At 73.2% G+C, this 13,561-nt stretch carries 14 protein-coding genes; 4 read left to right on the top strand and 10 right to left on the bottom strand.

The window, feature by feature from the left end; translation table 11 throughout:
* Positions 1–48 precede the first annotated feature (48 nt).
* Positions 49–561, top strand: a complete 513-nt coding sequence (locus AB0C01_RS03870) for a potassium channel family protein (protein ID WP_357570151.1) — start codon at positions 49–51, stop codon at positions 559–561.
* Here AB0C01_RS03870 and AB0C01_RS03865 read toward each other — a convergent pair.
* Together AB0C01_RS03865 and AB0C01_RS03860 are read right to left on the bottom strand one after the other, a co-directional pair.
* Complete coding sequence (locus AB0C01_RS03865) at positions 488–2,131, bottom strand: alpha/beta hydrolase (protein WP_357570150.1); 1,644 nt, start codon at positions 2,129–2,131, stop codon at positions 488–490. The genes AB0C01_RS03870 and AB0C01_RS03865 overlap by 74 nt on opposite strands.
* A complete protein-coding gene (locus AB0C01_RS03860; RefSeq protein ID WP_357570149.1) occupies positions 2,118–3,233 on the bottom strand; it encodes an ATP-dependent DNA ligase in 1,116 nt (371 codons plus the stop codon). Before AB0C01_RS03860 ends, AB0C01_RS03865 begins: the two co-directional genes overlap by 14 nt.
* A 135-nt stretch (positions 3,234–3,368) precedes the next feature.
* On the opposite strand from AB0C01_RS03860, the gene AB0C01_RS03855 reads away from it, so the two are divergent.
* The 3 genes from AB0C01_RS03855 (at position 3,369) to AB0C01_RS03845 (ending at position 4,597) form a co-directional block, all read left to right on the top strand.
* Entirely contained in the window at positions 3,369–3,581 is a 213-nt protein-coding gene (locus AB0C01_RS03855) for a hypothetical protein (protein ID WP_110563419.1), read from the top strand.
* Between the two features lie 96 nt (positions 3,582–3,677).
* Entirely contained in the window at positions 3,678–4,106 is a 429-nt protein-coding gene (locus AB0C01_RS03850) for an SRPBCC family protein (protein WP_357570254.1), read from the top strand.
* Positions 4,094–4,597 (top strand): DUF1990 domain-containing protein, encoded by a 504-nt coding sequence (locus AB0C01_RS03845; protein ID WP_357570148.1) that lies wholly within the window; start codon positions 4,094–4,096, stop codon positions 4,595–4,597. Before AB0C01_RS03850 ends, AB0C01_RS03845 begins: the two co-directional genes overlap by 13 nt.
* A 4-nt stretch (positions 4,598–4,601) precedes the next feature.
* Here the strand turns inward: AB0C01_RS03845 and AB0C01_RS03840 are convergent, their stop codons facing one another.
* The 8 genes from AB0C01_RS03840 to AB0C01_RS03805 all read right to left on the bottom strand — a co-directional run bounded on the left by AB0C01_RS03840 (position 4,602) and on the right by AB0C01_RS03805 (position 13,549).
* Positions 4,602–5,522, bottom strand: coding sequence for a DNA-3-methyladenine glycosylase 2 family protein (locus AB0C01_RS03840; protein ID WP_357570147.1), 921 nt, complete (start codon positions 5,520–5,522; stop codon positions 4,602–4,604).
* Between the two features lie 121 nt (positions 5,523–5,643).
* A complete protein-coding gene (locus AB0C01_RS03835) occupies positions 5,644–6,291 on the bottom strand; it encodes a hypothetical protein (protein WP_357570146.1) in 648 nt (215 codons plus the stop codon).
* Positions 6,292–6,494: 203 nt separating this feature from the next.
* The gene (locus AB0C01_RS03830) at positions 6,495–7,271 is read right to left on the bottom strand and encodes a zf-HC2 domain-containing protein (protein ID WP_357570145.1); all 777 of its coding nucleotides are present in this window, start codon (positions 7,269–7,271) and stop codon (positions 6,495–6,497) included.
* Entirely contained in the window at positions 7,268–7,960 is a 693-nt protein-coding gene (locus AB0C01_RS03825) for a sigma-70 family RNA polymerase sigma factor (protein WP_357248063.1), read from the bottom strand. The genes AB0C01_RS03830 and AB0C01_RS03825 overlap by 4 nt, the downstream gene beginning before the upstream one ends.
* A 125-nt stretch (positions 7,961–8,085) precedes the next feature.
* Positions 8,086–8,943, bottom strand: a complete 858-nt coding sequence (locus tag AB0C01_RS03820) for a fused MFS/spermidine synthase (RefSeq protein WP_357570144.1) — start codon at positions 8,941–8,943, stop codon at positions 8,086–8,088.
* A gap of 18 nt (positions 8,944–8,961) precedes the next feature.
* Entirely contained in the window at positions 8,962–9,930 is a 969-nt protein-coding gene (locus tag AB0C01_RS03815; protein ID WP_357570143.1) for a hypothetical protein, read from the bottom strand.
* Positions 9,927–12,401 (bottom strand): SMC family ATPase, encoded by a 2,475-nt coding sequence (locus AB0C01_RS03810; protein WP_357570142.1) that lies wholly within the window; start codon positions 12,399–12,401, stop codon positions 9,927–9,929. The genes AB0C01_RS03815 and AB0C01_RS03810 overlap by 4 nt, the downstream gene beginning before the upstream one ends.
* Positions 12,401–13,549, bottom strand: a complete 1,149-nt coding sequence (locus AB0C01_RS03805) for an exonuclease SbcCD subunit D (RefSeq protein WP_357570141.1) — start codon at positions 13,547–13,549, stop codon at positions 12,401–12,403. The genes AB0C01_RS03810 and AB0C01_RS03805 overlap by 1 nt, the downstream gene beginning before the upstream one ends.
* Positions 13,550–13,561: the final 12 nt, after the last annotated feature.

Here is a 13,561-nt window from a genome sequence, read left to right as displayed (position 1 = left end):
GGCGAATGGGCCGGCGCTGCTTGCGGGCAACGGGCAGCATGGGGCGGCATGGAGCTTCTGCTGCTGCCGTTCCGGTGGATCTACCGGGCTTTGGTGTGGTTCGCCAACTCGCCCCGCACGTTGATCACCTCGTACCTACTGATGATCGTGGTGGCCGGGATCATCTACGGCGAGGTCGAGCAGCGCAGCCCGGCCGACGCCGTCTGGTGGGCGGTGGTGACCGCCTCCACCGTCGGGTACGGCGACATCTCGCCGACCACCTGGGCGGGCCGGACGCTGGCCGCGCTGCTCATCTCGACAATGGTGCTGCTGGTCATTCCGCTGATCACCGCGCACTTCGCGAGCCGGCTCATCGTCGACGACAACGCCTTCGAGCACGAGGAGCAGGAGCAGCTCAAGGCCGACGTACGCCGGATGCGGGCGCTGCTGGAAGAACTGGCCAGCCGGCAGGGCATCGAGGTGCCCCCGCTGCCGCCAATCCAACCGGTCACCGGGCCGGGCAGCGCTTCCCTTCCGGTGGCACCGTCAGGTCGAGCAGGTAGGCGTCGACCGCGTCGGTGATGCAGGACGTCTGCGGGTACGCGGTGTGCCCCTCGCCCTCCCAGGTCAGCACCCGCCCGACGCCCAGCATCGAGGCGAGCCGCGGGGTCTGCTCGTAGGGCGTCGCCGGGTCGCCGGTGGTGCCGACCACCACGATCGGCGGTGCGCCGTTCGCCTTCCCGGTCGGGTACGGGTCACGCCCGCCCGGCCACTCGACGCAGCTCAGCATGCCGACCGCCAGCGCCGGCCCGAACAGCGGATATTTCCCCCGCCACTCGGACTGCAACTGCCGGATCTGCTCCCGGCTCGGCTTCTCCGTCTCGTCGGCGCAGTTGATGGCCAGGTTGGCGTCGAACAGGTTCGAGTAACGCCCGTCGTCGCCCCGGCCGGCGTACGCGTCGGCGAGCCGGAACACGTCCTTCGGATCGCCCTCGGCCAGCTTGTCGATCGCCTGGGCCAACTCCTGCCAGCCGGACTCGGTGTAGAGCGACGAGATGACCGCGTAGAACACCCAGCCGGCGGTGGCTTCCCGACCGCCGGCGCCGCGTACCGGGGAAGCCTTGGCCTTGTCGATGGCCGTGGTGACGGCGGCCCGCGCGTCCGGGGCGATCGGGCACCGGCCGGCGTTCGCCGCGCACCAGCGGGTGAAGTTGGTGAAGGCCCGCTCGAAGCCGCGGGCCTGGCTCTCCGAACCCTCCACCAGCCGCTGCTGCGGGTCGACGGCCCCGTCGAGCACCAGCGCCCGCACCCGCTGCGGGTAGAGCTGGGCGTAGGTGGCGCCCAGCAGGGTGCCGTAGGAGTAGCCCAGGTAGGTGAGCTTGTCGTCACCCACGGCGGCGCGCACCGCGTCCATGTCACGGGCAGCCTGCTCGGTGCCGTACAGCGGCAACTGGTCGCCGTACCGGTCGCCGCAGCCGCGCCCGATCCGCTGGTTCAGGCCGACGAAGCCGTCGAACTCCGACTGGCTCGCCGGGTCCGGCTCGAAGCCGAAGCTGGCGTCCAGGTCGGCGTCGGAGATGCACTTCACCGGGCTGGACCGGGAGACCCCGCGCGGGTCGAAGCCCACGATGTCGAAGCGCTCGGTGATCGAGGCGGGCAGCCCGCCGAACTGAGGGCCGAACGACAGGTAGACGGCGGTGTCGACGCCGGAGCCGCCCGGGCCGCCCGGGTTGAGCACGAGCGAGCCGATCCGGTCGCGCTGCTTGGTGGATCGGGCCCGCAGCAGGGCGATCTCGAAGGTCTCCCCGGCGCCCGGGCCGGTGCTCGCCCCGCTGCCGGTGCCCCAGTCCCGGGGCACCGCGATCCGGGCACACTCGTAGCGCATGTTGGGTGCGCCGCGCCCGACCAGGTCGTTGGGCACGTCCGGGCAGGGCCGCCAGGTGGGCGCGCTGCCGGTCGGCGCGGCCGCGCCCTCCACCTCGGTGCGTGGCGCGAACGCCGGCAGCGTGCAACCGGCGGTGAGCAGCGCTGTGACGACGAAGGCGGCCAGTGTGCGACGGACCCGGCGACTGGTCGCCAGCCGACGCTGATGGGCGGTGCGGATCACGTGCTCCTCCGGGGTCGGGTCGACGGCCAGGCTACGCCGAGCCATCGGCGGCACGGTCCACGGTGGCCGCCGGGTCACCGCGCAGCACCTGGTCCACGTCGAAGCGGATCGGCCGGTCGAGCTGGTCGTAACGGCACGACCGGGGGTCGCGGTCCGGGCGCCAGCGGACGAATCGGGCGGTGTGCCGGAACCGTTCGCCCTCCATGGCGTCGTAGCCCACCTCGACCACCAGCTCCGGGCGGACCGGCTCCCACTCCAGGTTCTTGGTGCCGGTCCACCGGCTCACCCCACCCGGGATGCGTTGGCCGCGCTCGTGGTCGCCGTGCACCCACGGATGCTCGCCGCCGATGTCCCGGTAGGGGGCCAGCTCGTCGAGCAACTCGGCGCGACGGGCCATGGTGAACGAGGCGCTCACCCCCACGTGGTGCAGGACCCCGGCGTCGTCGTAGAGGCCGAGCAGCAGCGAGCCCACCACCGGGCCGGACTTGTGCCAGCGGAAGCCGGCCACCACCGCGTCCGCGGTGCGGGTGTGCTTGACCTTGGACATCAGCCGCTTGCCCGGCTCGTACGGCAGGTCGGCCGGCTTGACGATCAACCCGTCCAGCCCGGCGCCCTCGAACACGTCGAACCAACGGCGGGCGGTGTCGGGATCGGTGGTGACCTGGGTGACGTGCACCGGCGGGCGCACGCCGGCCAGCGCCTCGACCAACCGCTTGCGGCGGAGCGGGTAGGGCTGGTCGAGCAGCGCCTCGTCGCCGATGGCCAGCAGGTCGAACGCGACGAAATCGGCAGGTGTGGTCTCGGCGAGCAGCTTCACCCGGGACGCGGCCGGGTGGATGCGCTGGGCCAGCAACTCGAAATCCAGCCGGGGCTGGCCGCTCGGCCCGTCGCGCCGGATGACGATCAACTCGCCGTCGACCGCGCACCGCTCGGGCAACTGCCGGCGGGCCTGGTCGACCACCTCGGGGAAATAGCGGGTCATCGACTTGCCGCCCCGGCTGGCCAGCTCGACCTCGTCACCGTCGCGGAACACGATGCACCGGAACCCGTCCCACTTGGGCTCGTAGGTCAGCCCGGCGGCGGTGGGAAGCTTGGCGACACTCTTGGCCAGCATCGGCTCGACCGGAGGATTGATCGGCAGGTCCACGGCGACCAGTCAATCAGACGGCACCGACAGTCGTGAGGCAGATCACCGTGGGCGCCGGGGTGGCGTGTCCGCCCACGCGCCGCTCGTCCCGACCGGGCGAATCGAATATCCGCAGGTCAGCGCTACTTTCGCGAGGTGTCCGAGTGGGTCTGCGACTGCTGCGGGCGGTGGCGGGTGAGCGTCGAGCTGATCCGGGGCCGCTACCGCTACCGCCTGACCCGCCGCTATCCGCAGCGGTTCGGTGGCGGCCGGAACGTGCTCGGCGAGGTCGGTTCGGTGCCCGAGCTGGAGGAACTGCTGCGGCGGCGTACCCCGCTGAGCCTGGCCGACCTCCGCGAGGCCGCCTGATCCCGCCGGGGTTGCGCGCGGGTGTCACGATCCACCCGGCGGCCATGTCCGCACCCGTGGGCGGTGCGCGACGGCACCGCCCAGGGAGGGGACGTGATGCGGTTCGAAGCCACGGCGGAGATCGTCGCCGACGCCGAGCAGGTCTGGGCGGTGCTTGTCGACGTGGAACGCTGGCCGGAGTGGACGGCCTCGGTGACCCGGGTCGAGCGGGGGGAACCGGAACCGCTCGCCGTCGGCGCGACCGCCCGGTTGACCCAGCCGAAGCTGCGGCCGGCGGTGTGGCGGGTCACCGAGCTGACCGAGGGACGGGAGTTCACCTGGGTGTCCGACACTCCCGGGGTGCGGACCCGTGGGGAGCACCGGCTGCTGCCGCTGCCCGACGGGCGTACCCGGGTCGAGTTGGCCATCGACCAGTCCGGGCCGCTGGCCGGCCTGATCGGCCGGCTGTACGGCGGCCTGCTCCGGCGCTACCTGCGCCTGGAGGCCGACGGTCTCAAGCGCCGGTGCGAGCAGTGGACGACCTGACGTACCCGGAGGTGGGGGCGACCCGGCACGGGCCGCTGCCTGGCGGGTACCACCACCTGCGTCACCGGTATCCGTTGCCGGTCGGCTGCTTCGAGACGGCGGCCGAGGCGGTGCTGACCTGGCGGTTGCACCGCGCCGCCGGGGTCCGGATCCGCACCGACGCCCCGCGCGCCAGCGAGGGTGCGCTGGTCAGCTCCGGCCTCGGCGTCGGTCCCGCCCGCATCTGGGGGCCGTGTCGGGTGATCTGGAGCGAGGAGTCGCCGGCACTCGCGGGCTTCGCCTACGGCACCCTGGCCGGGCACCCGGAGCGGGGCGAGGAGGCGTTCGAGGTCGGCCGCGACCACGACGGCGCGGTCTGGTTCGAGGTACGCGCGTTCAGCCGCCCGAGCCGCTGGTTCACCCGTGCCGGAGGCCCGGCGGTCCGGGCCGTGCAGCACACGTACGCGTGGTGGCTCGGTCGGACCCTGCGTCGGCTCTGCGCCGGGCGGTGACCGTTCAGTACCGGGCGAACGAGCGGATCGGGGCGCGCGGACCGTACTTCGGCGCTCCGATGCCGGCGGCCCCCAGCAGCAGGCAGACCCGGCCCCGGTGCCCCCGGAACGGCTCCAACAGGGCCAACATCCGGGCGTCGTCGCCTCTCGGCTCGCCAGCGAGCGCCCAGGCCACCGTGTTCGGGACGTGGTAGTCGCCGACGCTCACCGCGTCCGGATCCCCGTACGCGACCCGCACCACCTCGGCTGCCGTCCACGGCCCGATGCCTCCGATGGCGGTCAGTCGACGGGTGGCGTCGGCCGCGTCGGCGCTGCGCTCCAGCCGGTCGGCGAGCGCGGCGGCGCGGCGCAGCGTGTCGGCCCGGCGTTGTTCGACGCCGAACGGGTGGAACACCCAGTACGGGGTGGCGGCCACCGCGGCAGCCTCGGGCGGCAGCAGCAGCGACGGCGACGGGCCGGGCGCCGGCTCCCGGAAGTGCCGCACCGTCGCCGCGTACGCCCGGTACGCCTCCTTGACGGTGACCTTCTGCTCGAAGACGACGCGCAGCAGCCGGGGGAAGACCTGCCCGGTGCGGGGCATCCGCAGCCCCCGGTGCTCCCGGGCCAGCCGGGCCACCAGGGGGTGCGCCCCGGCCAGCTCGGCGAAGCCGGTCAGGTCGTCGTGCAGCCCGGCGATCGCGTCGGCCCGCGCCACCACGTGCTCGGCGCCCGGCCCGTAACCCTCGGCGAGCAGCTCACCGGCGGACGGCCGCAGCGCCAGGGTGGCTGGCCCGTCCGGGGTGCGGGTGGCCCACCAGAAGGTGCCGCCGACGAACCGTGCGCACGGGTCGTACGGCGTGAAGGTCAGCGCGCGGACCGACGCCGCCAGCCGGTAGCCGACCGGCGGGCGCAGCACCCTGGTCGCGGCGGGTTCGGTGTCGGTCACCCCACTACTTTGCCAGGTCGTGGCGTGGTCACGGCCACCGCCGGCCCCCACGGGTACGACGGTGGCCGGTCGCGCCCTCCCCGGCTGCGACCGGCCACCGTCGTGCCCGTGGTGTCCCTGATCAGTACGAGTAGCCCGAGCCTCCGGCGTCGCTGGTCCCGCTGTCGGCGGGCGGCGCGACCGGCTTCGGCGTGGAGGTGGGCAGGCAGCTGAGGTTCTTCTTGCCGTCCGGCTGGACCACGAACCAGGTGCCACCCACCGCCTGGCCCTTCCACTGGCCGGGCTTCTTGTCGCCGATGTAGCGGTAGACCGGCCAGCCGGCGATGGTGAGCTGACGGGTGCCGTCCTGGCGGGTCACGCTGCTGACCTTGTCGTCGGACACGCCACTGAGCTGCGGGTTGCCGTCGGTCAGCGCCGGCGGCCACACCTCGGCGCACTTGTCGACGCAGTTCGACGAGGGCGGGTCGGCGGTGTCCTTGTCGAAGCGGTACAGGATCCAGCCGTCCTGGTCGGTGACCACCTTGCCCATTCGGGCGACGCTCTTGCCGACCAGTTTCTCGGTCAGGTTGACGTTCGCGGGCGGCGCGTCGGCTGCCGGCGCCTCCGCGGACGCCGACGCCTCGGCTTCAACCGACGCGCTGGGCTCGGCCGCGGCGACGGCGACCGGCTCGGCCGCGCTCGAGTTCGCCCCGTCGTAACCTGCGGGAGCGCAGGCCGTTAGTGCGACCATCGCGCTCGCGACGATGACGGTCCGCTTCATCTTTGCCACGTGCCCTCCTCATTCTTGGCAGTTCACCCATAGGTACGGGAGGCGGGCTGTCAAGGTTGAAGTAACAACAGTGGTCAATTTCACTCGGGCCGATTGAACCAATTCCAGCGCTAATGCGTACGCCCCTGATGCGGGACTTCTCCGACAACGACAGATCGGCGCCGGCCATTGTCGCCATGGCCGGCGCCGATCCGTACGCGAGACTACATCGGGAGCGTGACCAGCGGACTCGCCACACCATTGGCGTCCACCGACTGCACCTGAAGTTGCTTGATGTCATCCACCGAAGCCGACGTCGACGCACTCAACTCCAGACCCTGTGGTCGGGTGTTGGTGCCGTATCCGCCATCCGGCACGGACCAGCTCGAAACGACCTCGGTGCTGGCGTTCTTCCGCACCACCACCAACCGGCAGGTGCGGGGGCCGGGCAGCTTCCGCAGGACGAAGTTGATCCGCGTCCCGTACTCCCGCTTCACCAGGAACATGGTGGTCTGCACACCTGTCGTCGGGTCGGTGGCCTCGACCTGGTCGCCTTCTTCCTCGGTGCCGCCGATACCCGGGCCGCTCGGCGGGGCCGTCGGCCCGCTGGTCTGCGGGTCGATCGGTGCGCTCGGCGTCGGACCGGCGACCGGAGTCGATCCGCTGTCGGTCACGTTGACGAAGCCGTACCCGCTCAGACCGCCGAAGACCACCACCGCGGCGGCCGTCGCGAGCATCTGACGAAACCTGGTACGCCGCCGGTCGGCCCGGACCGCGCCCAGCGTCCGGTTCAGCAACGCCGGGTCGGTCGCCGTCTGCTCCAGCGCCATCATCGTCTCGCCGTCGATGTCGGAGAGCAGCCCGACCACCGGCACCATCGTCTCCAACTCGGCCGCGCACGCCCAGCAGGTCGCGAGATGCTCCTCGAACCGCTCCGTGTCCTGCTCGTCGAGCACACCGAGCGCGTACGCCGCGACGTCCATGTGGTCCGGCCGGCTCATTCTGTCACCCCCCGCTCCTGCAGAGCCGTGCGCAGCGCGCGCAGCGCGTAGTAGACCCTCGACTTGGCGGTGCCGAGCGGTAGCCCCAACTCCTCGGCGGCCTCCGGCACCGTCCGCCCCCGGAAGTACGTCGAGATCAGGATCTCCCGGTGCGACTGACTGAGCGTACGCAGCGCGTCCGCGACAGTCATGGTCCGCAGCACCCGGTCGGTGCTGTCCGCCTCGGCGAACGCGGTGAGATCCCGGTCGTACGTCTCCGGCGGCCGAGCCTCCTGGCTGCGGTGCTCGTCGATGGCGATCCGCCGGGCCACCGTGACCAGCCACGGCCGCAGTGACCCCTGCCCCTGCGTGCCCAGGCGGTGCGCGTTGCGCCAGGCCCGCAGCAGCGTCTCCTGGACGATGTCCTCCGCACGCTGCCGGTCCCCCCCGGTGAGACGCATCACGAACATCAGCAACGGGCCGGCGTGCTCGGCGTAGAGCTGACGGATCAACTGGTCGGAATGGCTGGCCTCGGTCGTCGTCGCCTGATGGCGTCCGGGCGCCGGTCGCGGCGTCACCGGACCATTCTGGCGAGACGGCGCGTGCGCGTCGACCCCCCGGGCAGACGACGTCGGCCGTGACGAGGACCGCGCCGACATCCAGTCCGCGCCGACCACGTCGCCATGCCAACCGGCCGCCACCGCGTGCATGCAGACCTCCGGGGTGTCCGTAACCATCGCCGGCCCACGAAGCGGGCCGCCCGGTGGTACGCAGCAGCGCCCCGAGCGGATCAACGAACGGCGGAAATTTTTCCCCGCCGTCGTTGAGCCGACGGTCAGCGGCGGACGGAGAACAGGCCCGGTGGCGGCGGATCCGAGCCGGTCGCGTCGGCGTCGCGGACCACAGGCGCCCCGCCGGCGAAGCGGTCCAACTCGTCGCCGGCCACCACCCGGCCCGGGAACCAGTCGCCGGCGGCGCGCCGGGTCAGCTCCGGCACCGGGGGCGTGGACCGCCCGGCGACCAGCACCAGATTTCCGTACCGGCGGCCCCGCAACACCGCCGCGTCCCCGACCAGACAGGCCTGCGGCAACACCGAGCGGACCGTGGCGACCTGCCCCCGCGCGTGCCGCAACGGCGGGCCGTCGGCCAGGTTCGCCAGATACCAGCCCGCCGGGCGGAGCACCCGGGCCACCTCGGCCGCGTACTCCACCGAGGTGAGATGAGCCGGGGTACGGGCACCGGCGAACACGTCGGCGACCACCACGTCGTAACTGGCGTCCCGGGTGGCGGTCAACACGGCCCGCGCATCCTCCACGCGGACCCGCAGCCGGGCGTCGGACGGCCACGGCAGCACCCTGCGGACCAACTCCACAAGCGCGCCGTCCACCTCGGCCACCCGCTGGGTGGAGCCGGGCCGGGTGACCGACACGTAGCGGGGCAGGGTCAGGGCACCGCCGCCCAGATGCAGCACCCGCAGCGGCGCACCCGCCGGTGCGACCAGATCCACCGCGGCCGCCAGCCGCCGCACGTACTCGAATTCCAGGTGCGTCGGGTCGGTCAGGTCGACGTGCGACTGCGGCGCGCCGTCCAGCAGCAGCGTCCACGAGCCGGGCCGGTCCAGGTCCGGCACCAACTCGGCCTGCCCCGTGTCGACCGGCTCGACCACCCGGTCAGCCGCCCGTTTACGTCCCATCCCGACAAGTATCCGCCGTCAACGGGCCGCGCGGGCCGCGGCGGTCAACGCGCGGTGCAGCAACCGGGAATCGCCGAGCAGGGCACGCAGCCGGCGTTCCAGTCCGGCGATCGGGATCAGGTTCTGTGGAGCCCGCGGGTCCTTGTACGGCGTGGAGGCGAAGCGGGGCAGGGTGACAAGCGACAGGTCGGCCAACTCGATCGCCGCCTCGACGGGCAGGTCGGCCGAACACTCCACCCGGACGATGCCCGCCCACGGGGCTCCGATCGCCACCGGCAGCCGCAGATACCACGACCAACCACCCCAGGCGGTGCCCAGCCGGAACACCGGGGAACGCTCACCCGACGCCAGACCGGTCACCACCGCGGTCAGCCGGGCATCCAGGTACTGGCTGTGCTGGGTCTTGATGTAACCCAGCGTGCGCGGCAACTGCCGGCGACTCCGCAACGGGCCGTCCACCACCAGCAGATCGCCGTCGACCCGGGCGGCGTCGGACACCGCCACCTCCAGCGCGGTCAACGGACCCTGCACGGCGGCCGGCAACTTCGCCAGCTCACCCGTGCCACCCACCCGGTGCACCGGGTAACGGATCGAGCCGGCCACGACATCCTGCGCCGACGGGCTCGCGGTGAACAGGCCCCGACCCACCCGGGTACCGGCCAACTGCGCGGCACCCCGACCCAGGTCGCACCGGACCACCCCGGCCGCGTACGAGGCGGCCAGACCGGGAAACGACAGGCCGTCGGCCTCCGCCGTCCAGATGCTCGCGTCGATCCGGCGCACCCCGTCGACGAGCAGCACCACGTCGGGCGCCCGCACCGCAGGGCGTACCCCGATCGCCCGCCAGTCCACCGCGGGCAGCTCCACGTCCGCGTCGACCTGCGCGCTGCTCGGCGCGGCCGGCCCGGCGGTCGACGCCTCGAACGACGCCCCGTACGCCGGATCCCACGAATCCACGAAGAACGCGGGGTCGCTCCTCGCGCTCACCGGCCCGTCCGCTCCACGCGCGCGGAACGCGCATCCTTGCGCACCTCGAAGCGGACCGGGATGCGTTCGGCCAGCGCCGGCACGTGGGTGACCACGCCGACCATCCGGTCGCCCCGGGCCGCCAGGTTCTCCAACGTGGCGGCGACCGTGTCCAGGGTCGCGGCGTCGAGCGTGCCGAAGCCCTCGTCCAGGACTATCGACTCCAGGCTCGCCGCCGTTGTCGACATCCCGGCCAGCTGCTCGGAGAGCGCCAGCGCCAACGCCAGCGACGCCTGGAACGTCTCACCGCCGGAGAGGGTCCGTACCCCCCGGCGCAGCCCTGCGTCATGGTGGTCGACCACCACGAACTCGCCCTTGTCGTGCACCAGCTCGTACTGGCCGGAGGACAGCTCCCGCAGGATCCCCGACGCGCCGTCGACAAGCAGGTCCAACGCCTCGGCGAGCAACCACCGCTCGAAGTTGTTGGCCCGCAGGTGCCCGGCGAGCGCGCGCGCCACCTGCGCCTCCCGCTCGTGCCCCGCCCGCTGCTCGCGCAACGTGCCGGCCTGCTCGCGACGCTCGTGCAGCCGCCGCCGTTCGGCGTCGGCCCGCTCGACCGCCACTGTCGCCGCGTGCACCGGGTCGTCACCGACCGGCACGTCGGCGTCGGCGAAGATGCCGGTGATGCGCCGCTGCACCGCGTCGGCCACCGACTCCGCCTCGGCGACCGCGACGGCCCGGCTCGCCCGGTCGGCGCGGCGGCGGTCCGCCTCGGTCGCCGCCCAACCGGTGAGCGCCGCCCACGCGACGGCCACGTCGTCCCGATCGGTCACCGGCGGGCCGAACCGCGCCAACCCGTCGCGGGACGTGTCGAAGGCTCGCCACGCCGCCCGCAGCCGCTCCTCGGCGGCCTCCACCCCGGCCCGGGCCTGGCGCGCGGCCTCGCGGCCGGCCCGCACCGCGGTCGCCGCCTCCTCCAGCGCACGCCGCAACCGGGCGTGCTCGGCCAACTCCCGGCGCAACACCGCCGGCTCCGCCGCCCCGGCGAGTTGCCCGTCCACCTCGGCCAGTCGGGCGTCCACCTGCTCCTGCCGGGCCCGCGCCTGCACCAGCAGCCGCTCCAGGTCCCGTGCCGCCGCGTCCCGCTCCTGCACGGTCGCCTGCGCGGCCTTGGTCGCGGCCCGCGCCGCCTTGCCCGCCGCCGTCGCCGACGCCACCGCCGAATCGGCAGGCACCGCCGGCACCCGCTCCACCGGCTGCTCGCAGACCGGGCAGGCCGCGCCGGCGTGCAGGTGCACCCGCAGGCTGACCGCCAGGTCGGTGGCCTTCGCCTCCTCGTGTGCCCGGAAGGCCGCCTCCAACTCGGCGTCGGCTCGCTCGGCGACCACGCGGGCGGCGGCCAGGGCCGCCACCGCCGTGGCGTGCTCGTCGGTCGCCGCGCCCACCGCCGCGCGGACCGTGTCGGCCTCGCCGGACAGCCGGTCCCGATCGTCGTACGCCCGCAGCAGCAGCCGCACCGCGCTCTCGTCGCCGGCACCGGCCAGCTCGCCGCGCAGCTTCTCCTCCCGCTCCTCGGCCAACGACACCCCGGTCGACGCCGCCTCCGCGTCGGCCCGCGCCGCGGTGACCGCGCGGGCCACCTCGGCCACCCCGCGCGGCGCGCGCACGCCGGTCAGGACGGTCAGCTCGTCGTCGAGGGCGGTCAGCGCCGCCGCCGCCTCCCGGGCGGTGAGCCGGGCCGTCGCCAGCTCCGGCACCGCCTCGGCTACCTTGCCGGCCAGCTCGGCCATCCGGTCGACCCGAGCGTCGGCCTCGGCCAACGCCTCGTCGTCCACGCCGGTCAGCCCGGCGAGCACCTGGTCGACCGCCTCCAGTCGCGCCTCCGCCTGCCCGGCGCGGGCCGTCGCCTTCTTCTGCACGTCCTCGTAGACCCCGAGGCCGAGCAGGTTGACCAGGATCTGCTGCCGGGTCGCCGGCTTGGCGTGCAGGAAGTCCGCGAACTGCCCCTGCGGCAGCACCACACAGCTGGTGAACTGCTCGTACGGCAGCCCGACCGCCTCCAGCACCGCCTGCTCCATCTCGGCGGGGGTGCCGGCCACCACCTCACCGAGATCGTCCGGGCTCAACCCGGTGTCCAGTTTGGTCACGTCGAAACCGGCCGGCATCAGCTGCAAACCGGCGTTCGCGGTCTTCACGTTGCCCCGGCCGTCCCGGCGGACCACCCGGGTCGCCACGTACCGGGCCCCGCCGGACTCGAAGACCAACCGCACCCGCGCCTCGGTCGCCGACGGCGCGAGCGCGTTCGCCAACCCCCGGGCGCCACCCCAGCGGGGCACCATGCCGTAGAGGGCGAAGCAGATCGCGTCCAGCACCGTCGACTTGCCCGAACCGGTCGGGCCGATCAACGCGAAGAAGTCGGCGTCGGTGAAGTCGACTGTGGTCTCGTCCCGGAAGACCGTGAACCCGGCCATGTCCAACCGCATCGGACGCATCAGTGCTCGACCTCCTCGAAAAGCTCGTCGAAGAGCTCCCGGACACCCTCGTCGGCGTGGCCCCGGCTGTCCAGGTAGTCGGCGAACAACTCCCGCGGCGAACGCCCCGAACGCTGGGCGATGCGCGCGCCGCTGCCCGGGGCGGTCAACAGCTCCGGGTCGATCCGGATCTCCAGGGCCCGGGGGAGCAGCTCCTGCACCTCCTCGCGCAGGCCGGCGCGGGGCTGTTCGCGTACGTACACCCGCAGCCAGGCGTCCGGTGCCTCGATCTCGGCGAGCTGGGCCAGGGTGCCCCGCACCGTGCGCAGCGCGCTCGCCGCCGTCACCGGCACCTCCCGCACCCGGGCGGCGGTGCTGGCCGTCACCTCGACGATCGTCACCGAGGGGACATTTTCCTGCTCACCGAAGTCGACAGCGAGCGGGCTGCCGCTGTAGCGCACCGGGCAGGGGCCGATGACCCGCTGCGCCCGGTGCAGGTGACCCAGCGCCACGTAGTGCGCGGTGGACGGGAAGACGGTGGCCGGGACGGCATAGCCCAGCACGGTGTGCGCGTCGCGTTCGCCGCCACCGGTGGCCGCGCCGGTCACCGTGAGGTGCGCGGTGACCAGATGCACCCGGTCCGGTTCGGTGAAACTCTCGGTGAGCCGCCCCAGCACCCGGCCCAGGTGGTCGGCGTACGTCTGGTTGGTCTCCGCGGCGGTCAGCTCGTACATCTCCAGGGCGCGCACCGCGTACCGCTGGGACAGGAACGGCAGCGCGGCCAGCCGCCACCGCTCACCGCCGGCCGTCGTGCCGTCGATCACGTGCTCGTCGGGATCTTCCCGCACCCCACCGCGCAACGTGATGCCGGCGGCATCGGCCCACGGACGCAGCGCGTCCAGCGCCGGCCCGTTGTCGTGGTTGCCACCGATCGCGACCACGTCCGCGCCGGTCCGCCGCAACGCGGTCAACGCCCGGGTGACCAGCCGGGTCGCCTCGGAGCTGGGCGCGGCGGTGTCGTAGAGGTCACCGGCGACGATCACCAGATCCGGCTGCTCGGCACGGGCGATGTCGATCACGCCGGCCAGCACGGCCTTGTGCTCGTCGGCCCGGGACTGCCCCTTGAGCACCTTTCCCACGTGCCAGTCGGAGGTGTGCAGGATCTTCATTGCTGTGCAGGC

This window comes from Micromonospora sp. NPDC048905 (assembly GCF_040649655.1).
In the GTDB taxonomy this organism is placed as follows: Bacteria; Actinomycetota; Actinomycetes; order Mycobacteriales; family Micromonosporaceae; genus Micromonospora.
The sequence above is the reverse complement of the archived record's forward strand: the minus strand, read 5'-3'. Positions and strand labels throughout refer to the sequence as shown.